Source organism: Pandoraea capi (genome assembly GCF_902459735.1).
GTDB lineage: Bacteria > Pseudomonadota > Gammaproteobacteria > Burkholderiales > Burkholderiaceae > Pandoraea > Pandoraea capi.
Window position 1 is genome coordinate 415,661 of the sequence record NZ_CABPRV010000003.1, and the last position, 22,112, is coordinate 437,772.

General features: G+C 65.2%; 20 protein-coding genes. 12 read left to right on the forward strand and 8 right to left on the reverse strand.

All coding sequences use genetic code 11. The features are described 5' to 3' along the window. Window positions 1-82 precede the first annotated feature (82 nt). Together PCA20602_RS08600 and PCA20602_RS08605 are read left to right on the forward strand one after the other, a co-directional pair. Complete coding sequence (locus PCA20602_RS08600) at window positions 83-1,354, forward strand: MFS transporter (protein WP_150720854.1); 1,272 nt, start codon at window positions 83-85, stop codon at window positions 1,352-1,354. A gap of 54 nt (window positions 1,355-1,408) precedes the next feature. Next, the gene (locus tag PCA20602_RS08605) at window positions 1,409-2,407 is read left to right on the forward strand and encodes a GlxA family transcriptional regulator (protein WP_150720855.1); all 999 of its coding nucleotides are present in this window, start codon (window positions 1,409-1,411) and stop codon (window positions 2,405-2,407) included. Window positions 2,408-2,426: 19 nt separating this feature from the next. On the opposite strand, the gene PCA20602_RS08610 is transcribed toward PCA20602_RS08605, so the two are convergent. Then, window positions 2,427-3,875 carry an aminotransferase-like domain-containing protein gene (locus PCA20602_RS08610; RefSeq protein ID WP_150720856.1) on the reverse strand — a complete coding sequence of 483 codons (1,449 nt, stop codon included), beginning with the start codon at window positions 3,873-3,875 and terminating at the stop codon, window positions 2,427-2,429. Between the two features lie 236 nt (window positions 3,876-4,111). Here PCA20602_RS08610 and aptA point away from each other — a divergent pair, with 236 nt between their 5' ends. Further along, window positions 4,112-5,443, forward strand: coding sequence for an omega-aminotransferase AptA (gene aptA, locus PCA20602_RS08615; RefSeq protein ID WP_139133171.1), 1,332 nt, complete (start codon window positions 4,112-4,114; stop codon window positions 5,441-5,443). Between the two features lie 109 nt (window positions 5,444-5,552). Further along, window positions 5,553-7,079, forward strand: coding sequence for a CoA-acylating methylmalonate-semialdehyde dehydrogenase (locus tag PCA20602_RS08620; protein WP_174980917.1), 1,527 nt, complete (start codon window positions 5,553-5,555; stop codon window positions 7,077-7,079). Between the two features lie 107 nt (window positions 7,080-7,186). Here PCA20602_RS08620 and pxpA read toward each other — a convergent pair whose 3' ends face one another. From pxpA to PCA20602_RS08640, 4 genes are all read right to left on the reverse strand, one after another. Beyond that, window positions 7,187-7,930 carry a 5-oxoprolinase subunit PxpA gene (gene pxpA, locus PCA20602_RS08625; protein ID WP_150720857.1) on the reverse strand — a complete coding sequence of 248 codons (744 nt, stop codon included), beginning with the start codon at window positions 7,928-7,930 and terminating at the stop codon, window positions 7,187-7,189. Window positions 7,931-7,992: 62 nt separating this feature from the next. Then, complete coding sequence (locus tag PCA20602_RS08630) at window positions 7,993-9,015, reverse strand: 5-oxoprolinase subunit C family protein (RefSeq protein WP_150720858.1); 1,023 nt, start codon at window positions 9,013-9,015, stop codon at window positions 7,993-7,995. Beyond that, window positions 9,012-9,665, reverse strand: a complete 654-nt coding sequence (pxpB, locus tag PCA20602_RS08635) for a 5-oxoprolinase subunit PxpB (RefSeq protein WP_150720859.1) — start codon at window positions 9,663-9,665, stop codon at window positions 9,012-9,014. Before pxpB ends, PCA20602_RS08630 begins: the two co-directional genes overlap by 4 nt. 3 nt (window positions 9,666-9,668) lie before the next feature. Next, complete coding sequence (locus PCA20602_RS08640) at window positions 9,669-10,349, reverse strand: 5-formyltetrahydrofolate cyclo-ligase (RefSeq protein ID WP_343032038.1); 681 nt, start codon at window positions 10,347-10,349, stop codon at window positions 9,669-9,671. Between the two features lie 24 nt (window positions 10,350-10,373). Between PCA20602_RS08640 and PCA20602_RS08645 the strand changes: the two genes are divergently transcribed. The 4 genes from PCA20602_RS08645 (at window position 10,374) to PCA20602_RS08660 (ending at window position 15,393) form a co-directional block, all read left to right on the forward strand. After that, window positions 10,374-12,380, forward strand: coding sequence for a lytic transglycosylase domain-containing protein (locus PCA20602_RS08645; protein ID WP_150720860.1), 2,007 nt, complete (start codon window positions 10,374-10,376; stop codon window positions 12,378-12,380). A 51-nt stretch (window positions 12,381-12,431) separates the two neighbouring features. Further along, window positions 12,432-13,382 (forward strand): complex I NDUFA9 subunit family protein, encoded by a 951-nt coding sequence (locus PCA20602_RS08650; protein ID WP_150720861.1) that lies wholly within the window; start codon window positions 12,432-12,434, stop codon window positions 13,380-13,382. 119 nt (window positions 13,383-13,501) lie between these two features. After that, complete coding sequence (locus PCA20602_RS08655) at window positions 13,502-14,146, forward strand: glutathione S-transferase family protein (RefSeq protein WP_150720862.1); 645 nt, start codon at window positions 13,502-13,504, stop codon at window positions 14,144-14,146. Beyond that, the gene (locus tag PCA20602_RS08660) at window positions 14,143-15,393 is read left to right on the forward strand and encodes a multifunctional CCA addition/repair protein (RefSeq protein WP_150720863.1); all 1,251 of its coding nucleotides are present in this window, start codon (window positions 14,143-14,145) and stop codon (window positions 15,391-15,393) included. The genes PCA20602_RS08655 and PCA20602_RS08660 overlap by 4 nt, the downstream gene beginning before the upstream one ends. A gap of 12 nt (window positions 15,394-15,405) precedes the next feature. Here the strand turns inward: PCA20602_RS08660 and PCA20602_RS08665 are convergent, their stop codons facing one another. The 3 genes from PCA20602_RS08665 to PCA20602_RS08675 form a co-directional block, all read right to left on the reverse strand. Beyond that, window positions 15,406-16,266, reverse strand: a complete 861-nt coding sequence (locus PCA20602_RS08665; protein WP_150721111.1) for a glutamate/aspartate ABC transporter substrate-binding protein — start codon at window positions 16,264-16,266, stop codon at window positions 15,406-15,408. Between the two features lie 310 nt (window positions 16,267-16,576). After that, the gene (locus PCA20602_RS08670; RefSeq protein WP_044453465.1) at window positions 16,577-16,771 is read right to left on the reverse strand and encodes a DUF2905 domain-containing protein; all 195 of its coding nucleotides are present in this window, start codon (window positions 16,769-16,771) and stop codon (window positions 16,577-16,579) included. Between the two features lie 46 nt (window positions 16,772-16,817). After that, on the reverse strand, window positions 16,818-18,032 hold the full coding sequence (locus PCA20602_RS08675) for a class I SAM-dependent methyltransferase (protein ID WP_150721112.1): 1,215 nt from the start codon (window positions 18,030-18,032) through the stop codon (window positions 16,818-16,820). A 268-nt stretch (window positions 18,033-18,300) separates the two neighbouring features. Here PCA20602_RS08675 and PCA20602_RS08680 point away from each other — a divergent pair, with 268 nt between their 5' ends. From PCA20602_RS08680 to glmU, 4 genes are all read left to right on the forward strand, one after another. Then, the gene (locus tag PCA20602_RS08680) at window positions 18,301-19,143 is read left to right on the forward strand and encodes an SDR family oxidoreductase (RefSeq protein WP_174980919.1); all 843 of its coding nucleotides are present in this window, start codon (window positions 18,301-18,303) and stop codon (window positions 19,141-19,143) included. Between the two features lie 21 nt (window positions 19,144-19,164). Continuing rightward, complete coding sequence (locus PCA20602_RS08685; RefSeq protein ID WP_046290474.1) at window positions 19,165-19,560, forward strand: dihydroneopterin aldolase; 396 nt, start codon at window positions 19,165-19,167, stop codon at window positions 19,558-19,560. Window positions 19,561-19,573: 13 nt separating this feature from the next. Beyond that, entirely contained in the window at window positions 19,574-20,545 is a 972-nt protein-coding gene (ttcA, locus tag PCA20602_RS08690) for a tRNA 2-thiocytidine(32) synthetase TtcA (RefSeq protein WP_150721114.1), read from the forward strand. Window positions 20,546-20,659: 114 nt separating this feature from the next. Next, the gene (gene glmU / locus PCA20602_RS08695; RefSeq protein ID WP_150720864.1) at window positions 20,660-22,021 is read left to right on the forward strand and encodes a bifunctional UDP-N-acetylglucosamine diphosphorylase/glucosamine-1-phosphate N-acetyltransferase GlmU; all 1,362 of its coding nucleotides are present in this window, start codon (window positions 20,660-20,662) and stop codon (window positions 22,019-22,021) included. The last annotated feature ends 91 nt before the right edge of the window (window positions 22,022-22,112 follow it).

Below are 22,112 nucleotides of genomic sequence, written 5' to 3' on the forward strand. Positions count from 1 at the left end.
TGCATGATTGGCATTCGTGCCAAATCGGCTGACGGCAAGATGGGGGCTCTCAACGATTCCCCTCTTGTCCGATTCCACGCATATGACCGATACCGTCGCCGGGCGCGATGCGCCACCTACCGATCCAGCCGAGCTTGCGCGCCGCCGACTCGGACGCCGCTACGCCGCCGTGCTTGCCGCCTGCCAGGCGCTCTACACCGCCGCGCTGTCGGTCGACCTGACGCTCACGGGCCTCGTCGGCTACATGCTGGCGTCCGACAAGGGCTACGCCACGCTGCCGTTCTCGTTGATCACCGTGGCGTCTGCCATCACGACGATCTTCGCGTCGATGCTCATCCAGCGCTTCGGCCAGCGACTCGGCTTCGCGCTGGGGGCGCTGTTCGGCACGGTGGGCGGGCTGGTGTCGGTCATGGCGATCTACGAGCGTCACTTCGCCATGTTCTGTGCGGGCACGGCATGCGTGGGCGTCTTTCAGGCGTTCGCGCGTTATTACCGGTTGGCGGCGGCGGACGTCGTGCCCGTCGAAGACAAGCCGCGTGCGATCTCCGTGGTGCTCACCGGCGGCGTGCTGGCTGCGGTGATCGGCCCGGCGCTCGCCGCCGGCAGCAAGGACTGGCTCGCGCCCGTGACGTTCGCCGGATCGTATCTCGTCGTCACCCTTTTGTCGGGCGTCTCGCTGGTGCTGCTCGTGGGATTCCTGCGCGATCTGCCGGTGCATGCGGCAAGCGGCGCGGCGGGCGCTGCTCACGAATTACCGGCGCGGCCGCTGGGCGAGATCATGCGTCAACCGATTTACGTGGCGGCGCTGGCGAACAACCTGATCGGCTTCATGGTGATGATGTTCGTGATGACGGCCACGCCCATCGCGGCCGTCGCCTGCGGCCACAGCATCGACGATGGCGCTCACATCATCGAGTGGCATCTGGTCGGGATGTACGCGCCGTCGTTCTTTTCCGGCCATCTCGTGAAGCGCTGGGGCGTGGTGCCGGTGCTGCTGCTGGGTATCGGCATGTCGGCGCTGTGCGGCGTGCTGGCGCTGATGTCGACGAGTCTGGCGTATTTCTATGCGGCGCTGGCGTTCCTCGGCGTCGGCTGGAACTTCATGTTCGTGGGCGGCACGACGCTGCTGACCATGTCGTATCGTCCGGCAGAGCGCGCGCGTGCGCAGGCGGCCAACGAATTCATCACCTTTGCCGGGACGGCGCTGGCGAGTCTGTTTGCCGGTCAGTTGCTGGCGCGCTTCGGCTGGTCGACGATCAATCAGGCGACGTTTCCGCTGCTGCTGATCGCCGCGATGGCGACGGTGTGGTACGCCATCGATGCCAAGCGGCGCGAGATGCAGGTCGCGGCCTGATGCATACCCGTCCATGAGGCCATCTATGTGTCCGTCCCTGTGTCGATAGCCATCATGAATCCACTCCATCATCCACCTCGTCTGGTTGCGTTTCTCATCGTGCCGCCGTTCGTTCTGCTCGATCTGGCCGGGCCGCTGGACGCGTTTCACGCCGTCATCCGCAACTTCACGGAGACGGGGCAGGATGCGCCTTACCGAACGGTGGTGGTGTCCGAGCATGGCGGGCCGGTGGAGACGGGCTCGGGCATCACGTTGCACACGGAGCCGATGCGCGCGCTGGACACGATGCCGGTCGATACGCTGGTGGCGGTGGGTGGCGCGGTGGCGCATCGTCCTGCGGTGCCGGGGCCGGTGGGCGACTGGTTGCGCGGCTATGCGCCGAACGTGCGGCGCGTGTGTTCCGTGTGTGTCGGGGCGTTCATCCTCGGCTCGGCGGGGTTGCTCGACGGGCGACGCGCCACGACGCACTGGCTGGATACGGCGATGTTGCAGCAGTGCTTTCCGCAGGCGCGCGTCGAGTCCGATCCGATTTACGTGCGTCAGGACCCGGTGTGGACATCGGCAGGCATTACGGCGGGCATCGACCTCGGGCTGGCGTTGATCGAGGACGATTGGGGCGTGGACGTTGCGTTGCAGGCGGCGCGTCGGCTGGTGGTGTTTCTCAAGCGTGCGGGCGGGCAGTCGCAGTTCAGTCCGCCGTTGCAGGAGCAGTTCGCGGCGGGTGCGCCGTTCGGCGATCTGCATGCGTGGATGTCCGAGCGGCTGGACGGCGACTTGTCGGTGATGCGTCTGGCGGAGCAGGCGAACATGAGTCCGCGCACGTTTGCCCGCAGCTATCTGGCGCGCACGGGATCGACGCCCGCGAAGGCGGTGGAACGGATGCGTCTGGAAGCGGCGCGCTTCGCGCTGCTCGATACGGACGCCCCGCTAAAACGTATCGCCGCACGCGTGGGCTTCGGCGACGAACAGAACCTGCGCCGCGCGTTTCAACGTCAGTACGGTGTCACGCCGGTGGCGTATCGGGAGAGGTTTGGGGTGGGTGAGACGGTGTAGTACCGTTCGGCTCTTGGCGTCACGCCGCCAGCTTCCCTGCCGCCGCACGATCCAGAAAGCGGAACAGGCGGGCGTCGTCCGAGTACGCGACGTTGAAGCGGAACCAGTGGCAGGGCTCGTTGTGCGCGAGGAAGAATTCGCCCGGCGCCAGCATGATGCTCTCGAGCAACGCGGCTTCGGCCAGCTCCCGTGCCGAGGGAGATGTCGACGGCAGACTCCCGCACACGAACATCCCGCCTTCCGGCTGCGCCAGCAGCGTCACCCCATGCGATTGCAGTTGCGTGATCAGGCGCGCACGTGAGCGCGTTAGCCGGTCCGACAGACGCTCGATGTGCTTGCGGTGGCGTCCTTCGGTGAGGATCGCGTGCACGATGCGCTCGTTGATCTCCGACGACGTGAGACCCGCCACCATCTTGCTGCGCGCGATTTCGTGCGCAAGATCGCGCGAGCACGCGAGATACCCCACGCGCACCGACGGGGAGATCGTCTTCGAAAAGCTCGACACGTAGATCACGCGCGATAACCCGTCCATCGCAGCAAGCGACGGTGTGCCAGCCGGGGCCAGTTCCCGGTAGATATCGTCTTCGACGATCCAGAAACCATGCTGCTCGGCACACTGCAATATCCGATGCGCCGACGCCGGGCTAAGCGACGTCCCCAACGGATTCTGCAACGCCGGATTCACGAACAACGCGCGTGGCCGATGCGTCTGCGCCGCCTGCTCCAGCGCCGCGAGATCCAGCCCGGCTTCCGTGCGGGGGATGCCCACGACGTTCAGGCCCGCGAGCCGCAACACCGCCAGCAGATTGCAGTACGCCGGGGCTTCAACCAGTACTGTGTCGCCCGGTTTGAGCAACGTCCGCACGATCAGATCGAGTGCCTGCGTGGCGCCCTGCGTGAGCACGATCTGCTCAGGCGGCGCGTCGATGGACAACTCGCCGAGACGGCGTGTGAGCCACTGTCGCAACGGCCCGTAGCCGTGCGGATGCCCGTAATGTGCGAAGTGTGCGCCCGGCCCCTTCGACAACGAACGCAGCGCGCCATGCAGACCGTCTTCGTCCAGCCAACTGTCCGGTAGCCATCCACAACCGCTTTTCACCGCGATGGAGTCGTCCGCGAAGATTTCGGACAGCAGCCACGCATTGGTGACCTCGCTTGCCGTCGTCGCCATCGTCGGTTTGCCGCTGCGGGTGAGCGTGCCGACGTCGCGGGCATCGGCCGCGCCCGCCACGAAGAACCCCGCGCCGCGCCGTGCCACGAGCGTGCCCTGTGCCACGAGACGGTCGTACGCCTCGACGACGGTGAAAGTGCTGATGCCGTGGGCCTTCGCCAACGACCGGATCGACGGCATCCGCATACCGGCATGCAGCGTCTGGCGCTGTAGCGCGTGCTCGACTTCACGCACGATCTGGTCGACGAGCGCTTCAGGCTGGGCGCGGTTCAGGGAAAAGGCGAGCGGCTGGACCATGGGGGCAGGATCACGATAAGTGTCCGCTGCATTGGCTGTTGCCAATACAGTTTGAACGATTGACCGATACAGAATATACATTTTCCGAGTGACTGTACATGTCTGTACCGGTCGGCCTCTCGTAGCATCGTTCCATCCACCCGTGGCGGCCGGCATTCGTCTCTGTATCCGTATTCGATAGCCGGCCTTGTCCCCGGACAACCCTGACCGAGCCAAGCCCCCTGGGGAGACCCGCGATGAACATGATGAAAGAACTGAATCTCGACATGACGGCGTTCTGGATGCCGTTCACCAACAACCGCCAATTCAAGAGCTCGCCGCGTCTGCTGGTGAAGGCCGAGGGCATGTATTACACGTCGTCGGACAATCGTCAGATTCTCGACGGCACGGCCGGTCTGTGGTGCGTGAACGCAGGTCACTGTCGTACGGAGATCGTCGAGGCGATCCGTCAGCAGGCCGGTGAGATGGACTTCGCCCCTACGTTCCAGATGGGCCACCCGAAGGCGTTCGAAGCCGCCGCCAAGATCGCCGAAATCACGCCGCAGGGCCTCGATCGCGTCTTCTTCACGAACTCGGGGTCGGAATCGGTCGACACGGCGCTGAAGATGGCGCTCGCCTACCACCGTGCCCGTGGAGAAGGCCAGCGCACGCGCCTCATCGGTCGTGAGCGCGGCTATCACGGCGTGGGCTTCGGCGGCATCTCCGTCGGCGGCATCTCGCCGAACCGCAAGGCGTACTCAGGCCAGTTGCTGCCCGCTGTGGACCATCTGCCGCACACGCTCAACATCAAGGAAGCCGCTTTCACGAAGGGCCAGCCGACGTGGGGCGCTCATCTGGCCGACGAACTCGAACGTCTCGTGACGCTGCACGACGCATCGACCATCGCCGCCGTGATCGTCGAGCCGCTGGCAGGCTCCACCGGCGTGCTGGTGCCGCCGCAGGGCTATCTGCAAAAGCTGCGTGAAATCTGCGACAAGCACGGCATTCTGCTGATTTTCGACGAGGTCATCACGGGCCTCGGCCGTCTGGGCAAGCCGTTCGCGGCGCAGTATTTCGGCGTGACGCCGGACATCATCACGATGGCCAAGGGCGTGAACAACGCCGCGGTGCCGATGGGCGCCGTCGCCGTGAAGACGAACGTGCACGACACCATCGTGAACGCTGGCAACGCCGGCGCGATCGAGTTCTTCCACGGCTACACGTACTCGGGCCACCCGCTGGCCGCCGCCGCCGCCTGCGCCGCACTCGACCTGTACAAGAACGATGGCCTGTTCGAGCGCGCCGCCAAGCTGGCGCCGCACTTCGAGAAGGCGATTCACGGGCTGCGCGACCTGCCGAACGTTCTCGACATTCGTAATCTGGGACTGGTGGGCGGTATCGAACTGTCGACGCGCGACGGCAAGCCGGGCGCGCGCGCCCACGAAATCTTCGTGAAGTGCTTCGAGAAGGGCGTGCTGGTGCGTTATACGGGCGACATTCTGGCGTTCTCGCCGCCGCTCATCATCAGCGAAGCGCAGATCGACGAACTGTTCGGCACGGTTGCCGAAGCGATTCGCGAGACGGCCTGAGCGTAGTGGCAGGGCGGGCACACGTCTGCCTCAGACATATCTGATCTAACAACGACAGGCGTCCGCCTCGCAGACGTCTGCCAACGACACAGCTTTCACGGATATCGACATGAATCAACGAGTCAGCACCGAACGTATCGAGCATTGGATTGGCGGCGCCGCCGTGGCATCGGGCGAAGCCGAACTGCGCTTCGGCGAAGTGACGAACCCGGCCACCGGCGAGGTGATCCGTCAGGTGGCATTGGGCGGCGCGGCAGACGTCGCGAAGGCGGTCGCCGCCGCCCGCGCCGCATTGCCGGCCTGGCGCGCCACGCCGCCGATGAAGCGCGCCCGCGTGATGATGAAGTATCGCGAGCTGCTGGAGACGAATCGCGAAGCGCTCGTGCAACTGATCACGCAGGAACACGGCAAGACGCTCGACGACGCCCGCGGCGAAGTCACGCGCGGCATCGAAGTCGTCGAGTTCGCCATCGGCATTCCGCATCTGCTCAAGGGCGAGATCGCGCCGCAGGTCGGTACGGGCGTCGATACGTATTCGATCCATCAGGCGGTTGGCGTGTGCGCCGGCATCACGCCGTTCAACTTCCCGGCGATGGTGCCGCTGTGGATGTTCCCGATGGCGGTGGCCTGCGGCAACACGTTCGTGCTCAAGCCGTCGGAGAAAGTGCCGTCGGCGGCGCTGCTGCTCGTGCGTCTGGCCAAGGACGCCGGGCTGCCGGACGGTGTGCTCAACGTCGTGAACGGTGACAAGGCGGCCGTCGATGCGCTGCTCACGCATCCGGACGTGAGCGCCGTATCGTTCGTCGGCTCGACGCCCATCGCACAGTACATCTACAGCACGGCGTCGGCGCACGGCAAGCGCGTGCAGGCGCTCGGCGGCGCGAAGAACCACGGTGTGGTGATGCCCGACGCCGATCTCGATTTCACTGTCGACGCCCTCATGGGCGCGGCGTACGGATCAGCCGGCGAGCGCTGCATGGCGATCTCGGTGGCGGTGGCCGTGGGCGATGTGGCGGACGAACTGGTCGCGCGTCTCGCGCAAGCCGCGAAGTCGCTGCCGGTCGGCGACGGCACCGACCCCGTTGCGCAGATGGGACCGCTGATCACCCGCGTGCATTGCGACAAGGTGAAGGGCTTCGTCGACGCCGGGGTGGATGAAGGCGCCAGGCTCGTCGTCGATGGTCGTGACCTGAAGGTGGCGCAGCGCGACAACGGTTTCTTCATCGGTCCGTGCCTGTTCGATAACGTGACGCCGGAGATGTCGATCTACCGCAACGAGATTTTCGGGCCGGTGCTGTCGGTGGTGCGCGTGAATACGCTGGAAGAGGCGATCGCCCTCATCAACCGTAATCCGTATGCCAACGGCACGGCGGTGTTCACGACGTCGGGCGGCGCGGCGCGTCGTTTCGAAGACGAAATCGAAGTCGGCATGGTCGGTGTGAACGTGCCGATCCCGGTGCCGGTGTCGTACTTCTCGTTCGGCGGCTGGCGCAATTCGCTGTTCGGCGATCAGCACATCTACGGGCCGGAGTCGGTGCGTTTCTACACGCGCTCGAAGGTCGTGACCCGTCGCTGGTCGGAAGGGCGTCCGGCAAACGCCACGTCGTCGCTGGTGATGCCGACGCTGGGACAGTAAGCATCGTGTCGATGCCGGGGAGGGCTCCGGCATCGCGCGTCGCGCAAGTAAAAACGCGGTCCGGGAAGTCCGCGGACGGCGTTTTTATTTGAACGGTTCGGGAGACGTCAGCGAACCGGTGCGATCTCCACGCCCTCGTTGAGCAGGAAGCGGCGGATGCGTTGGGCAAACTCCAGCGCGTGCTCGCCGTCGCCGTGCAGGCAGACGGTCTGCGCCTGAATCGGCACGAACGTGCCGTCGATCGCGCGCACGCGTTGCTCGCGCACCATCATCAACGTTTGCGCCAGCGCGTCTTCCTCGCGCTCGATCAGGGCGCCGGGCGTGCCGCGTTTGACCAGCGAGCCGTCCGGGTTGTAGCCGCGATCGGCGAACACTTCCTCGACCGCGTGCATGCCTGCCGCGCGTGCCGCCTTCACCAGTTCGCCGCCCGCCAGGCCGAAGACCGCGAGGTCGGTATCGAACGCGCGAATCGCCTCGACGAGCGTCTCGGCCAGTGCCGGATCGCGGGCCGCCTGATTGTAGAGCGCGCCGTGCGGCTTGACGTGCGTGAGCCACCCGCCCTGCGCGCGCACCATCGCCGCGAGCGCGCCGATCTGGTACAGCATGCCGGCGCGAATTTCGTCGAGCGGGAGTTGCATTTCGGTGCGTCCGAAATTCTCCCGGTCGGGGAAGCTCGGATGCGCCCCGATGGCGACGCCATTCTCCAGTGCCCATCGCACCACCTGTTGCATCGTGCCGGCGTCGCCCGCGTGCCAGCCGCACGCCACATTCGCCGAACTGACGAGCGCGAGCAGCGCTTCGTCGTCATCGCAACCTTCTCCGAGGTCGACGTTCAGATCGATCTTCGTCATACATTCTCCTGCGGGAACGGCAGCACTCGCTCTGGCCTCGGTTCCCGTCTTCTCTTCTTCACTCAGGCGCTCTTGCGCGGCAGCCGGGTAATGGCCGCCAGCTTCGGCTTTTGCAAAATGCCGCGATCGTGCCACGCGAGTGCGCGCTCGATCTGCTCAAGATAACGCAGTTGTTCGCGGATCGCTTCGCGCGCTTCGGCCGCCGTGCATTCCGAAAAATACAGCGTGCTGCCGAGCCGCGCCTGACCGAGCCGCCACAGATCTGCGCTGATGACGGTGCCGATCTTCGGATAGCCGCCGGTCGTCTGGGCGTCGGCCAGCAGAATGATCGGCTGGCCCGACGGCGGCACCTGAATGACGCCGGGCAGCACGCCGTGCGAGAGCAGGTCGTGCATGCGGTTCTTCTTGCGCGCGAGCGGCTCCGGTCCCGACAGGCGATAGCCCATGCGGTTGCTGTTGGGCGTGACCTGCCACGGATTTTCCCAGAAGCTCTTGTGGGCTGCCGTCGTGAAGTCGTCATATTCCGGCCCGGGCAACACGCGTACGCGATGCGCCAGCGGGTCCGACAACCACAGCGGCGGACGCACGCCCAGCGGCTCGGCGTCGCGCGCGGCGGCGCTTGGCTGGCCGATGGCGATGCGGTCGCCGTCGCGCAGGGCCCGCCCCTCGAAGCCGCCGAAGCCCGCCGTGAGGTCGGTGCTGCGCGAGCCGAGGGTTTCGGGCACGTCGATACCCCCGGCCACGGCGAGATACGTGCGCATGCCGAAGCGCGAGGGATGCAGCGTCAATGTCTGGCCGCGTGTGACGCGAAAGCGCCACCACGACCACACGGGCTGGCCGTCGAGTTCGGCATGGCAGTCGGCGCCGGTCAGCGCGACGAGCGTGGCCGACGTGAAGCGCAGTGCGCACGTCCCCATCGTGATTTCGAGGGTGGCGGCGTTCAGTGCGTTGCCCACGAGGCGATTGGCGACGGCGCAGGCGAGCGGGTCGAGGGCGCCGCCGCTGGCGACGCCGAACTCGCGCTGACGGGTTCGGCCCAGGTCCTGAACCGTAGTAAGCAGGCCGGCACGCAGGATGTCGATCACAGGTCGAGACTCGCGATGGTGAAGCGCACGCGGTCGCCCGGCGCCAGCAGGGCGGGCGGGGTCGCGGCGGGGTCGAACAAGGCGCGCGTGGCATGGCCGATGATCTGCCAGCCGCCGGGCGAACTGAGCGGGTAGATGCCGGTCTGGTTACCGCCAATGCCTACCGAACCGGCCGGCACGGACAGGCGCGGCTCCGCGCGGCGGGGGGTGGCGATGGAATCGTCCAGCCCGCCGAGATAGGCGAAGCCCGGCTGAAAGCCAATGAAATAGACAACATATTCCGGTGCGGTGTGGCGCTGCACGACGGTCTTCGGTTGCAGACGCGCATGTTTGGCGACGTCGGCAAGGTCGGGGCCGTACTTGCCGCCGTAGTGCACCGGGATCTCGATGTCGCGGCCGACCTCGCCGGCGGCAGGCGGCGTCTGCCAGACCCCGCGCAGACGCTCGCTCAGCACGTCGATGTCGGTGGCGAGCGGGTCGAAGCGCAACGTGAGGTTGTTCATGCCCGGCACGACTTCGCGCACGTCGGGCCAGTCGCGGGCGAGTGCCGCCACATGCCAGACACGGCGCTGCGTGGCGAGCGTGGGGGTCGTCCCCGCTTCGCATACGAGCGCACTGTCGCCGAGCGGCAGGATCTTGAGCGTTGTCATGAATTAGCGTGGATGACCGGGGGTAACGGTGGGGGCCGTAGCGCCGGTGAGGACGCGGGCGAAGGTGGCCGATTCCGTGACGATGGCGTCGAGCGCCAGATCGTGGGCCTCGGCGTCGAGATGGTCGATTTCGAGGGCGTCGTACGCAATGCCGAGCGTTTGCGGCGCGGGGGTCATCGAATGCAGGGTGCGGTCGTAGAAGCCGCCGCCGTAGCCGAGCCGCAAGCCGTCGCGCGTGAAGCCGACGCACGGCACCAGCAGCAGGTCGGGCACCAGCACTTCGGTGTCCTGCGGCACCGGAATGCGGTAGCGGCCTTGCGTCATGGGCGTGTCGGGGCTCCAGCGATGGAAGACGAGCGGTGTGGCCGGGGCGGTGACGACCGGCAGTGCGGCCAACCGCAGGGTGCCCGCAGGGGCGGCGCTCAGCCAGGCGGAAATAACGGCGCGCGCGTCGAATTCGTGCTGGATCGGCCAGTAGAAGCCGATGCAGCGCGGGGCGCGGCGCGCGAGTTCGTCGGCCAGCCGCACGGCGAGTGCGCCGTCGCGTGCCGGACGGGCGTCGAGCGTGCTGCGAGCGTCGAGCAACGCGCGGCGCAATTGGGCTTTCGCGGTCGTTGCATCCGCCGCATTTCGCGACGTTTGCGCCGCCGATTGGGCGGGGTCCCGTGCTATGCTTGAATTCACTTTTTACCCGACGCTCCCCCGAAGATGTCCGAACGTTTGACCCGAGTATATCGCGCCGCCGCGCTTGCCCTGACCGCTGCCACGCTCGTGGCATGCAGCACAACCGAGGCGACCGGCCGTCCCAAGGGACATTCGACGGCAAGCCGCTCGGCCACATCGGCCGACACGCTGTCGCAGCGCTCGCCGGACGACATCTTCGTACAGTTGCGCGAAGCCGCCCGCAGCAACGACGCGCCGCGCGCCACCGCGCTCGCCGCCATGCTCTCCGACTACGACGTGCCGTCGTACGTCCAGTACTTCCAGATCAAGTCGCGCATGTTCGACCGCTCGGGCAAGGCGCTTATCGACACCCCTGACGACGATATCCGCGCCTTCTTGCGCGCGTATGACGGTCAGGCCATCGCCGACCGCATGCGCAACGACTGGCTGCTGGTGCTCGGCAAACGTCACGACTGGCAGACGTTCGATGCGCAATATCCGAAATTCGTGCTCGACGACGACACCCAGGTCAAGTGCTATGCCCTGATGTCGCGGGCGTCGCGCGGGGAGAACGTCACGCAGGCGGCCACCGATCTGCTGACCACGCCGAAGTACTACGGCGAGGGATGCGTCGACATGATCAACACGCTGGCCGCGAGCGGTCAGTTGCCGCGCAAGGAAGTCTGGCATCAGATTCGTCTGGCTTACGAGGAGAACTACACCTCGCTGGGCAAGCAGATCGCCGACGCGCTCGGCGCCGTTCGCCCGGACGACAGCCTGCTCGATATGGCGGCGTCGCGCCCGGCGCAGATTCTGGCGCGCGGCGTGGACGGCTCGGAGGCGTCGCGTCAACTGGCGTTGCTCGCCGTCGTTCGCATGGCCCGTTCGGACGCCATGCTCGCCGCCAGCAGCTTCGGCAGCATTGCCGGCAGCCTGTCGCAGGACGAGCGCGCCATCGGCTGGGGGGCGATCGGCATGCGCGGTGCGCTATCGCAGAACCCGATGGCGATCAACTGGTATCGTCAGGCGGGCAACGCCAAGCTTTCGAATACGGCACAGGAATGGAAGATCCGTGCGGCGTTGCGCGCGGGTGACTGGAACCTCGTGCGTACCGGCATCGAAGCCATGCCCACGGCATTGCGCGACGACGGTGTCTGGACTTACTGGTATGGCCGCGCGCTGCGCGAAGCTGGTCAGGGCGATGCCGCCCGGGCGCAGTTCCAGAAGATCGCGTCGCAACCGAACTTCTACGGCCAGCTGGCGAACGAGGAACTGGGCAACAAGACGGCACTGCCTGCACGTACCGTCGTGACGCAAGCCGAAATCGATGCCAACCGCTCGAACCCCGGTTTCCTGCGCGCGGCGAAGTTCTACGATCTGGGCCTGCGTTTCGAAGGCAACCGTGAGTGGAACTGGGAACTGCGCAGCATGACGGATCGTCAGTTGATCGCCGCCGCGCAGTATGCGAACGGCATCGAGCTGTTCGACCGCGCAGTGAACACGGCGGATCGCACGAAGGTCGAGCATGACTTTACGTTGCGCTATCTGATGCCGTTCCGCGACAAGGTCGATCGCTTCTCGAAGAGTGTCGATCTCGACGAAGCGTGGGCTTACGGTCTGATTCGTCAGGAGTCGCGTTTCATCATCAACGCGCGTTCGTCTGCCGGCGCCGGAGGTCTGATGCAGGTCATGCCTGCTACGGCCAAGATGGTCGCCAAGCAGATCGGCATGGATTACCACCCGGGCATGATGCACGACATCGATACCAATATCCGCCTGGGCACGAGCTACCTGTCGGGCATCTACAACCAGTTCGACGGTTCGGCCGTGCTGGCGTCGGCGGGTTATAACGCCGGTCCGGGGCGTCCGCGTACGTGGCGCTCCACGCTCGATCGTCCGGTCGAAGGCGCGATCTTCGCGGAGACGATTCCGTTCAACGAAACGCGTCAGTATGTCGAGAACGTGCTGTCGAATACCACGTATTACTCGGCCATCATCACGGGCCGTCCGCAATCGCTCAAGGAGCGGCTCGGCGTAATCCTGCCCCAGTGACAGGGCAGCGGTCGGGGCCGCGTACCCGTGGTCATAACGCGGAGGTGACGCATGCGCTATAACGTTTGTATCGTCGGTGGCACGGGCTTCATCGGTAGCCATCTGGTGGCGAGACTGGTGACGTTGGGACATGCCGTGCGTCTGCCCACGCGGCGCGTGGAAGCGGCCAAGGCGCTTGCGGTGCTGCCTGGCGTCGAACTGGTCGAGTGCGACGTACACGACCCGCGCGCGCTGGAGCGTGTGATCGCCGGTAGCGACGCCGTCATCAATCTTGCGGGCATTCTGCACAGCGACCGGGGCACGCCCTACGGTCGCGCGTTCGCTCGGGTGCATGTGGAACTGCCGCGGAAGATCGCGCAGGCGTGCACGGATCGGGGCATTGCCCGCGTCCTCCATATGAGCGCGTTGGGTGCCGACCCGAACGGCCCGAGCATGTATCAGCGCTCGAAGGGCGACGGAGAGACGGCGATTCGCGAGACGGGCATTGCTGCCACGATCTTCCGTCCGTCGGTGGTGTTCGGTCCCGACGACAACTTCCTGAATACGTTTGCGAAGCTGCAGCGCCGGTTGCCCATCGTGCCGCTGGCGAGCGCGCGGGCACGCTTTCAGCCGGTGTATGTGGCGGATGTCGCACAGGCGTTCGCCACCGCGCTCGAGAACGACGCCACCGTTGGCAAGACCTATGAGCTTGGCGGCCCGGACGTGTACACGCTGGAAGCGCTGGTGCGCTTCGCCGGTGCGGCGTGCGGTTGCGAGCGTCCGATACTGGCGCTGCCGGACAGCACGGCGCGGCTTCAGGCCATGCTCTTCGAGAAGCTGCCGGGCGAGCCGATCATTACGCGCGACAATCTCGATTCGATGACCGTCGACAACGTCATGACCGGTCCGCTCGCACCGGAGCTCGGCCTGACGCCGAACGGGCTGGAGATCGCCGTCGATTACCTCAACGGCGGTATCTGGGAAAAACGGATGGCGGATTACCGGCGCTTCGCCGGACGCTGAGGTTCCCGGGCGCGCTGGCGGCGAACGTCGGTCCGCGGCTCGCCGCCACCACCTCAAGCATTTGCCATCGCAATGACAACACGCGGCGTGACTTCGCCGCGTGGGGAAGGAAAGTCCTCATGCAACTCATCATCGCCAACAAAAAATACTCCTCGTGGTCGATGCGCCCGTGGGTGCTGCTCAAGCATTTCGGCATCGCGTTCGAGGAGAAGAACGTGTGGCTCGCGCAGCCCGACTCGCGCGAACAGATCCTGCGGTATTCCCCCACGGGCAAAGTCCCCTGTCTGATCGACAACGGCATCACCGTGTGGGACTCGCTCGCGATCTCCGAGTATCTGGCAGACGCCTATGCGCATCTCCCGCTCTGGCCTAAGTCGCTCGGCGCGCGGGCGCATGCGCGCAGCGTCTGTGCCGAGATGCATAGCGGTTTCACGGCGCTGCGCACGCATATGTGGATGAACGTTGCGGCGCATTGGCCGGGCGCAAGCGCCACGCCGGAAGTGCTCGTAGACATCCGTCGTGTCGAAGCGATCTGGGAGGATTGCCTCGCACGCTATGAAGGGCCGTTCCTGTTCGGCGGCTTTTCGATTGCCGACGCTTTCTATGCGCCCGTGGTGATGCGTTTCGCGACGTTCGAGCCGAAGTTATCCGTGCATGCGCAGGCCTACGCCGACCGGATTCGCGAAGTGCCGGCCGTTCGGGCGTGGGTCGCCGCCGGGCGCGCGGAGACGCAAAGCGTCGCTTTCTACGACGCGCGCCCATGAAGATCTACGCTGTCGGTGGCGCGATTCGCGACGAGATGCTTGGCCTGCCCGTCAAGGATCGCGACTACGTCGTGGTCGGTGCGACGCCCGAGGAAATGGTGGCGAAGGGCTTCCGCCCGGTCGGTCGCGACTTCCCGGTATTCCTCCATCCCAAAACGCAGGCCGAGTATGCCCTCGCGCGTACCGAACGCAAGACGGCGCGCGGTTATCACGGCTTCTCGTTCTACTTCGCGCCGGAAGTCACCCTCGAAGAGGATCTGATCCGGCGCGACTTCACCATCAACGCGATGGCCCGCGAGGTGCTGCCGGACGACAGTCTGTCCAGCGTGCTCGTCGATCCCTACGGCGGCAAGCGCGATCTGGACGCGAGACTGTTCCGGCATGTGGGGGAAGCGTTCGCGGAGGATCCGGTGCGCATTCTGCGATGCGCACGCTTTGCCGCGCGGTTCACCGACTTTACCGTCGCCGACGAGACGCTTGCGCTCATGCGTGAGATGACCGGCAACGGCGAGGTGGATGCGTTGGTGGCGGAGCGTGTCTGGCAGGAACTCTCGCGCGGTCTGATGGAACATCGGCCGTCACGGATGTTCGACGTGTTGCGTGCGTCCGGGGCGCTCGCGCGTATTCTTCCCGAGGTCGAACAACTGTGGGGCGTGCCGCAACGTGCCGACTTTCATCCGGAAGTGGATACCGGCGTGCACGTGATGATGGTGCTCGACTACGCCGCGACGCAGGGCTATTCGCTGCCGGTGCGCTTCGCCGCCCTCACGCACGATCTGGGCAAGGGAACGACGCCGGAGGACGTGCTGCCGCGTCACATCGGACACGAAGGCCGTAGCGTCGGATTGCTCGGACCGCTATGCGCGCGCTTGCGGGTGCCCGTGGACTGTCGTGAGCTGGCACAGGTCGTCGCGCGCGAGCATGGCAACATCCATGCGAGCGGGAAGTTCGGCGCGGGGGCGCTGGTGCGCCTGCTGGAGCGGTGCGATGCGTTGCGCAAGCCCGACCGGTTCGTCGAGATACTGCAAGCCTGTGAGGCCGACGCGCGAGGGCGGGGCGGCGACTTCGCCACCGCGCCGTATCCCCAGCGCGAGCGTCTGATGGCGGCGCTGGACGCCGCACGCAGTATCGATGCGGGGGCGGTCGCACGTCAGTACGCCGACCATCCCGCGAAAATACGCGAAGCGGTGCAGGCCGCGCGTATCGATGCCGTTGCCGCCGCCGGACTGCACGGCGAAGGGGAGTGAGCGCGACTCAGATCACTCGAACGCCTTGTCGTTCGGATTGGCGTAAAGCTGCTTGAGCTGTTCGCTCATCGGGAAGTTGAAGCTGATGTTCTTGGGCGGCACCGGCGATTCGAACCACTTCTTGTACATCGTGTTGATCTCGCCGCTTTTCATGACGCCCGCCAGCGTATCGTCCACGAGCCTTTTGAACTCGGCATCGCCGTGTTTCATCATGAAGCCGTAAGCCTCGAACGACTGCGGCGTGCCCGTCACGACCCAGTCATCGGGGGTGCGGCCCATCGTGCGGGCGCCGGCGAGCAGCACGTCGTCCATCATGAACGCCTGCACGCGTCCGCCTTGCAGCATCGTGAAAGACTCGCCGTAATCCTTGCCGGAGATGACGTTCATGTTCATCTTCTTCTCGTTGTTCATCTTGTTGAGGATGCGCTCCGAGGTCGTGCCGGCATTGGTCACCACCGCTTTGCCCGCGAGATCCGGGAAATCCTTCACACCACTGGTCTTGCTCACGAGCAGGCGGGTGCCGGCAATGAAGAACGTGTTCGAGAAATTGACCTGTGCCTGACGCGCCTTGAGGTTTGTCGTCACGCCGCATTCGATGTCGACCGTGCCGTTCTGCACGAGCGCGATACGGTTCTGTGAGGTGACGGGAATGAAGCGCACCTGAAGGTCGGGCTTCTTCAGACGGGTTTTCACCGCGTCGACGACCTTGTTGCAGAGGTCCTGCGAGTATCCGATGACGTTGTGATTGTTGTCGTAGTAGGAGAACGGGATCGACGACTCGCGATGGCCGATCGAGATCACGCCGCTGCTCTCAATCTTTTGCAGTGTTTCCGATGCGCCCTGAGCCAGCGCCGCGCCGGCGACCGCCATCATCGCTACGCCCAGCACCGCACGCAACTCGCGTGCGCCACGCGCGCCACGCATTACCCCGGTCAATCGTGTTTCGGTCATGTCCTGCTCCTAAGAAGGTCTTTCCGTGATCCATAACTGAATCATTTGTTTCATGTTAATTTTTTTGCAACAAATGATCAAATCGTAGTTAACCCTGAAAAATGGCAGGGGTGGCGCGACGGAAAGCACAGGCGCAGCCCAAGGCGAGGCTGTCAGCGGAAGCGGGGAAGCGGGGAGGAAAGCGAAACGCGTTGCAACAGGTGTTGCGACGGGAAAGAGCGCGCCGAGTGGCTTACAACAAACGAATCAGCAGGTTGAAGACGAGCGAGAGCAGCACGGTCGACGCGAACGGGAAGACCATCTCCTTGCCGCGCCAGCGCAGACGCACGTCACCGGGCAGGCGGCCGATGCCGAGCTTGGTGAGCCACGGTGCGGCCGCCGAGAGAACGCAGATCGCGAAGAAGATGGTGAACATCCAGCGAAACATCGGCGTGGCCTCTCGGTGGCGTCTGGTTGGGGGTAGGGGATGCGGATCAGAGCGCGTGACTGCGGTCGCCCGTGGCGAATCCGATCAGGCCCGCCCATTCGTCCATGCCGCGCCCGAAGGCGATGACCTTGAACAACTCGCCCATCTCGGCCTCGGACAACAGCTTTTGTGCCGCAGCGGCCGCCGGCAGGAAGGTCTTCGGATCGGTCGGGTCCAGCGCGCTCATCAAATCGACGATGCCCGCGTTCATCAGGAAGCGTGCCTGCGAGGTGAAACCCAGCAGGTCGAGACCGGCCTCGACGCCAGCGTCGGCCACCCCCGAAAACTCCACGTGTGCCGTGATGTCCTGCAAGCCCGGGTAATAGAACGGATCGTCATGCGCGTGATGCCGGTAGTGGCACATCAGCGTGCCGCCCGCCCGCTGCGGATGGTAGTACTCGCGGGCCGGGAATCCGTAGTCGATCAACAGCAGCACGCCACGGGCGAGCAGCGGCGCCACACTGCGCACAAAGGCAGCCGCCGCTTCGTGCGTCTCCGTCAGATATTCCTGCGTCGGCGGCAGATCGGCCAGCGTGTCGAGGGCTTCGGGCAGGCGGCCGGTGTAAAGGCGCTCCTCCCATGCGAAGCCATCCGGCGTGAGCACGACACCGCGCTCGAACCACACGGGGTGAGCGTTCGCGTCAGGGCGACGCGCCCACAGGCGCACCGGCATGGCGTCGAGCACTTCGTTGCCGAGCATCACGCCCTCGAAGGCGTCGGGTAGCTGGTCGAGCCACGTCACGCGATCGAGCAGATGCGGTGCGGACTTTTCGATGGTGTCGCGCTGACGCGCGCGAAGCTCGCCGGACAACTCCATGATCGAGTACCGCTCGCACGGCGTGCCTTGCGCATCGAGTGCGAGCAGGAGGTCTGCGGCGAGGCGGCCGGAGCCGGCGCCGAATTCCAGCACGCGGGTGTCGCCCGTCTGCTCGAAGACCTCGCCGAGCTGGCGCGCCAGCGTTCGGGCGAAGAGCGGCGTGAGTTCCGGTGCGGTGACGAAGTCGCTGCCGTCGGCGGCGAGGCGTCCGAACTTGGCGGCACCGGCAGCGTAGTAGCCGAGGCCGGGCGCGTACAGCGCGAGTTCCATGAAGCGGTCGAACGGCAGCCAACCGCCGTTCGCTGCAATGGCGTCGGCGAGATGTGCCGTGAGGCGACGCGAGTGTTCGAGCGCGTCGGTCTCCGGAAAGGGTAAACTATGGGGTTTCGGTGCGGCCTGATTCATGCGGGCATTGTAGCGGAGACCGTGCGGACTGGCTGCTATGGTTGACATCGCAGCGTCTGCGGGCGAAATCGCGGGATTTTGCGCCGATTTTTGCCGGTTTTCGATGGTTTTGGCGAGGTTTTCGCTAGTTTGCGCAACGTTTGCCCTCCGCCCGGAGGGCCGCGACGGCGCGAGCGATTGCCGAGTCCCGCCGCAAACCTTGCGCTGTGCCGCCCGAAGTTAGCTCATCGTCCTGCCCGCAGACAGGCATTCGACAGGAAATCGCCGCATGACCGTTGCATCGACGCCACGCCCCGCCTCCGCCGCAAGCGACATCGCCCGCACGTCCAATGTGCCGCGCGTAGCGCTGGTGACCGGCGGCGCGCGTCGCATCGGCCGCGCCATTGCGCTGAAGCTGGCGGGTCTGGGATGGGACGTCGCGGTCCATTACGAACGCTCGCACGACGAGGCGCTCGAAACCGTCGCGGCCATCGAAGCCATGGGTTGCCGCGCGGTGGCATTGCAGGCGTCGCTTGCCGACGAAGCCGCCACGGCCGGGCTGATCGCCCGCTGCCGTGAAACGCTGGGCGTGCCGCGCTGCCTGGTGAATAACGCCTCGCGCTTCGAATACGATAGCGCCGACGATTTCGGGTATCAGGCGCTGGAGCGTCACATGCGGGTGAACGCGGGCGCACCGCTTGTGCTTGCGCGCGAAATGCACGCCGCATTGGGCGAGACCGGGCGCGGTGTCGTCGTCAACTTGCTGGATCAGAAGCTGGCGAATCCGAATCCGGACTATCTGTCGTACACACTGTCGAAGGCGGCGCTCGATGTGGCGACGACGCTGCTGGCGCAGGCCTTCGCGCCGCGTCTGCGTGTGGTTGGCGTGGCGCCCGGTGTCACGCTCCTGTCGGTCGATCAGACCCCGGCGGGGTTTGCTGCGGCACATGCCGCCACGCCGCTGGGGGCGTCGTCCACGCCGGAGGACATTGCTCAGGCCGTCGCCTATCTGGCGGAGGCGTCTGCCGTCACCGGCACGGTGTTGTATGTCGATGGCGGGCAACATCTCGCGAGTTCGTCGCGGGACGTGAAATTTCTGACCGAGCCGGCCGATGCCGACCGGTCTCGTTGATTGTCATTACGAGTCTTCAAAATGCATAGCGCTCTTTCCCACCCCCGCCTGATGGACTGCCGTCGCATGTTCCTGCGCGACTACGAAGTGTTCATCAACATTGGCGTGCACGATCATGAGAAGCGTGGCGAGCAGCGCGTGCTGATCAACGTTCAGTTGTTCGTGCCGCTGGCCGAAAGCACGCCCACGGAAGACAAGCTCGACGAAGTGGTCGATTACGACTTCATGCGCGAGACGATCGCCAGGCGAGTGGGGCAGGGCCATATCCACCTGCAGGAAACCCTTTGCGACGATGTCGCGCGTGCGCTGCTGGCGCATCCGCGCGTGCGTGCCGTGGGTGTGTCGACCGAGAAGCCCGACGTCTACCCCGATTGCCACTCGGTCGGCATCGAAGTGTTTCAGATGAAGGATGCCTGACATGAGTGCCGTCATGCCCGAGACCGGTGCGCCGCTCACCGCCACCGCCACCGCCAACCCGGCCAACGCTGCCACCGGTGCTGCCACCGACAGCGTGAAGAAAGCGCAGAAGCTCGCGTTCGAGAACAACAAGCTCGAAAAGCGTCTGTTCCGTCTGACGGGGCAGGCCATCGGCGACTACAACATGATCGAGCAGGGCGATCGCGTGATGGTGTGCATGTCCGGCGGCAAGGACAGCTACGCCATGCTCGACATCCTGCTCAAGCTGCGTGAGCGCGCGCCGATCGATTTCTCGATCGTTGCCGTCAACCTCGACCAGAAGCAGCCGGGGTTCCCGGAGCATGTGCTGCCGGACTACTTCCGTTCCATCGGCGTGGATTTTCACATCGAGAATCAGGACACGTACTCCATCGTCAAGCGCGTGGTGCCCGAGGGCAAGACGACGTGTTCGCTGTGCTCGCGTCTGCGTCGCGGCATTCTCTATCGTGTGGCCGGCGAGCTGGGCGCGACCAAGATCGCGCTGGGCCACCATCGCGACGACATCATCGAGACGCTGTTCCTCAACATCTTCTATGGGGGCAAGCTCAAGGGCATGCCGCCTAAGCTGCAATCGGACGACGGCAAGAACGTAGTGATTCGCCCGCTCGCCTATGTGCGCGAGCCGGATCTGGAGCGCTACGCCGAGTACAAGCAGTTCCCGATCATTCCGTGCACGCTGTGCGGCAGCCAGCCGAACCTCAAGCGTGCGGAGATGAAGTCGCTCATCCGCCTGTGGGAGAAGCAGCACCCCGGGCGTATCAAGTCGATTTTCAGCGCGCTGTCGAACGTGGTGCCGTCGCACCTGATGGACACGAATCTGCACGACTTCAAGAATCTGCGTGCGACGGGGCAACCCGATCCGCTCGGCGATATCGCCTTCGACGAAGCGCCCTGCGGCGATGACGACGACGCGGGCATCATTCGCATCACGCAATTCGACGACTGATCGCACGCCGCGCTTCCTGACGCCCGGCCGCCCTTTTGCCGGGCGGCGGCGCAAGATCCCGACAGCCCTCATACCGGTCTTCCAATTCTCCCAATTTCGAATCGTCACGACGCCATGAACATTGTCATTCTCGCTGCCGGCATGGGTAAGCGCATGCGCTCCAGATTGCCCAAGGTGTTGCAGCCGCTCGCTGGCCGCCCGCTCCTCTCGCATGTCATTGCGACGGCACGCAAGCTCGCGCCGGGGAAGCTGATCGTGGTGATCGGGCATGGCGGCGATGCCGTACGCGAAGCCGTGGCGGATGACGACGTGTGCTTCGCCGAGCAGGCGCAGCAGTTGGGCACGGGGCATGCCGTGCAGCAGGCCGTGTCGCTGCTCGACGAGTCCGCACCGACGCTCGTGCTGTATGGCGACGTGCCGCTCACGCGTGCCGAAACGTTGCAGGGCCTGCTCGACGCAGCGGGTAACGACAAGCTGGGCGTGCTGACCGTCGATCTGGACAACCCCACGGGCTACGGACGTATCGTGCGCGACGCGGCGGGCAACGTGCAGCGCATCGTCGAACAGAAAGACGCCAACGAGGCGGAACTGGCGATTCGCGAGATCAACACCGGCATACTCGTGGCCCCGACGCGCGCGCTGAAGGGCTGGCTCGGCGGCCTGAAGAACCAGAACGCGCAAGGCGAGTACTACCTGACGGACGTCATCGCCTGCGCGGTGGCGGACGGCGTGTCGGTCGTCACCACGCAGCCGGCGTTTGCGTGGGAGCCCAACGGCGTGAACGACAAGGCGCAACTGGCCGAGCTTGAGCGCGACTATCAACGCAATGCGGCGGGCACGTTGCTCGCGGCGGGCGTCACGCTGATCGATCCGGCACGTTTCGATCTTCGCGGCGAGATCGTTTGCGGCACCGACGTCTCCATCGATGTGAATTGCGTCTTCGAAGGCAAGGTAACGATCGGTGATGGCGCGAGCATCGGCGCGAACTGCGTCATTCGCAACAGCACCATCGGTGCGGGAACGCACATTGAACCGTTCAGCCACCTGGACGGTGCGGTGGTCGGCGCGAATGCGCATATCGGGCCTTATGCCCGTCTGCGTCCGGGGGCGGATCTGGCGGACGACGTGCACATCGGCAACTTCGTCGAAGTGAAGAATGCGGTGATGGGCAACGGTTCGAAGGCGAACCATCTGGCATACGTCGGCGACTCGACCGTGGGTGCGCGCGTGAACATCGGCGCGGGCACGATCACCTGCAATTACGACGGCGCGAACAAGCACCGCACGGTGATCGAAGACGATGTGTTCATCGGCTCCGATTCGCAACTGGTTGCGCCTGTGACGGTTCGGCGCGGCACGACCATCGCTGCGGGCACGACCGTATGGAAGGACACGCCCGAAGATTCGCTGGTGCTCAACGGCAAGACGCAGGAAGCGAAGGCGGGGTATGTTCGCCCGCGCAAGCAGAAGCAGTAAAATCGGCGGTTATGTGCCGGTGAGCGCCTCCGATGCGCGTGCCGGCGAATGAAAACGGATTTCATCCGATTGATCGAGCCAGACTATCTGG

Coding starts and splice junctions, on each gene's coding strand:
- PCA20602_RS08600 (WP_150720854.1), top strand. CDS start 83: ATGACCGATACCGTCGCCGGGCGCGATGCGCCACCTACCGATCCAGCC.
- PCA20602_RS08605 (WP_150720855.1), top strand. CDS start 1,409: ATGAATCCACTCCATCATCCACCTCGTCTGGTTGCGTTTCTCATCGTG.
- PCA20602_RS08610 (WP_150720856.1), bottom strand. CDS start 3,875: ATGGTCCAGCCGCTCGCCTTTTCCCTGAACCGCGCCCAGCCTGAAGCG.
- aptA (WP_139133171.1), top strand. CDS start 4,112: ATGAACATGATGAAAGAACTGAATCTCGACATGACGGCGTTCTGGATG.
- PCA20602_RS08620 (WP_174980917.1), top strand. CDS start 5,553: ATGAATCAACGAGTCAGCACCGAACGTATCGAGCATTGGATTGGCGGC.
- pxpA (WP_150720857.1), bottom strand. CDS start 7,930: ATGACGAAGATCGATCTGAACGTCGACCTCGGAGAAGGTTGCGATGAC.
- pxpB (WP_150720859.1), bottom strand. CDS start 9,665: ATGACAACGCTCAAGATCCTGCCGCTCGGCGACAGTGCGCTCGTATGC.
- PCA20602_RS08645 (WP_150720860.1), top strand. CDS start 10,374: ATGTCCGAACGTTTGACCCGAGTATATCGCGCCGCCGCGCTTGCCCTG.
- PCA20602_RS08650 (WP_150720861.1), top strand. CDS start 12,432: ATGCGCTATAACGTTTGTATCGTCGGTGGCACGGGCTTCATCGGTAGC.
- PCA20602_RS08655 (WP_150720862.1), top strand. CDS start 13,502: ATGCAACTCATCATCGCCAACAAAAAATACTCCTCGTGGTCGATGCGC.
- PCA20602_RS08660 (WP_150720863.1), top strand. CDS start 14,143: ATGAAGATCTACGCTGTCGGTGGCGCGATTCGCGACGAGATGCTTGGC.
- PCA20602_RS08665 (WP_150721111.1), bottom strand. CDS start 16,266: ATGATGGCGGTCGCCGGCGCGGCGCTGGCTCAGGGCGCATCGGAAACA.
- PCA20602_RS08670 (WP_044453465.1), bottom strand. CDS start 16,771: ATGTTTCGCTGGATGTTCACCATCTTCTTCGCGATCTGCGTTCTCTCG.
- PCA20602_RS08675 (WP_150721112.1), bottom strand. CDS start 18,032: ATGAATCAGGCCGCACCGAAACCCCATAGTTTACCCTTTCCGGAGACC.
- PCA20602_RS08680 (WP_174980919.1), top strand. CDS start 18,301: ATGACCGTTGCATCGACGCCACGCCCCGCCTCCGCCGCAAGCGACATC.
- PCA20602_RS08685 (WP_046290474.1), top strand. CDS start 19,165: ATGCATAGCGCTCTTTCCCACCCCCGCCTGATGGACTGCCGTCGCATG.
- ttcA (WP_150721114.1), top strand. CDS start 19,574: ATGCCCGAGACCGGTGCGCCGCTCACCGCCACCGCCACCGCCAACCCG.
- glmU (WP_150720864.1), top strand. CDS start 20,660: ATGAACATTGTCATTCTCGCTGCCGGCATGGGTAAGCGCATGCGCTCC.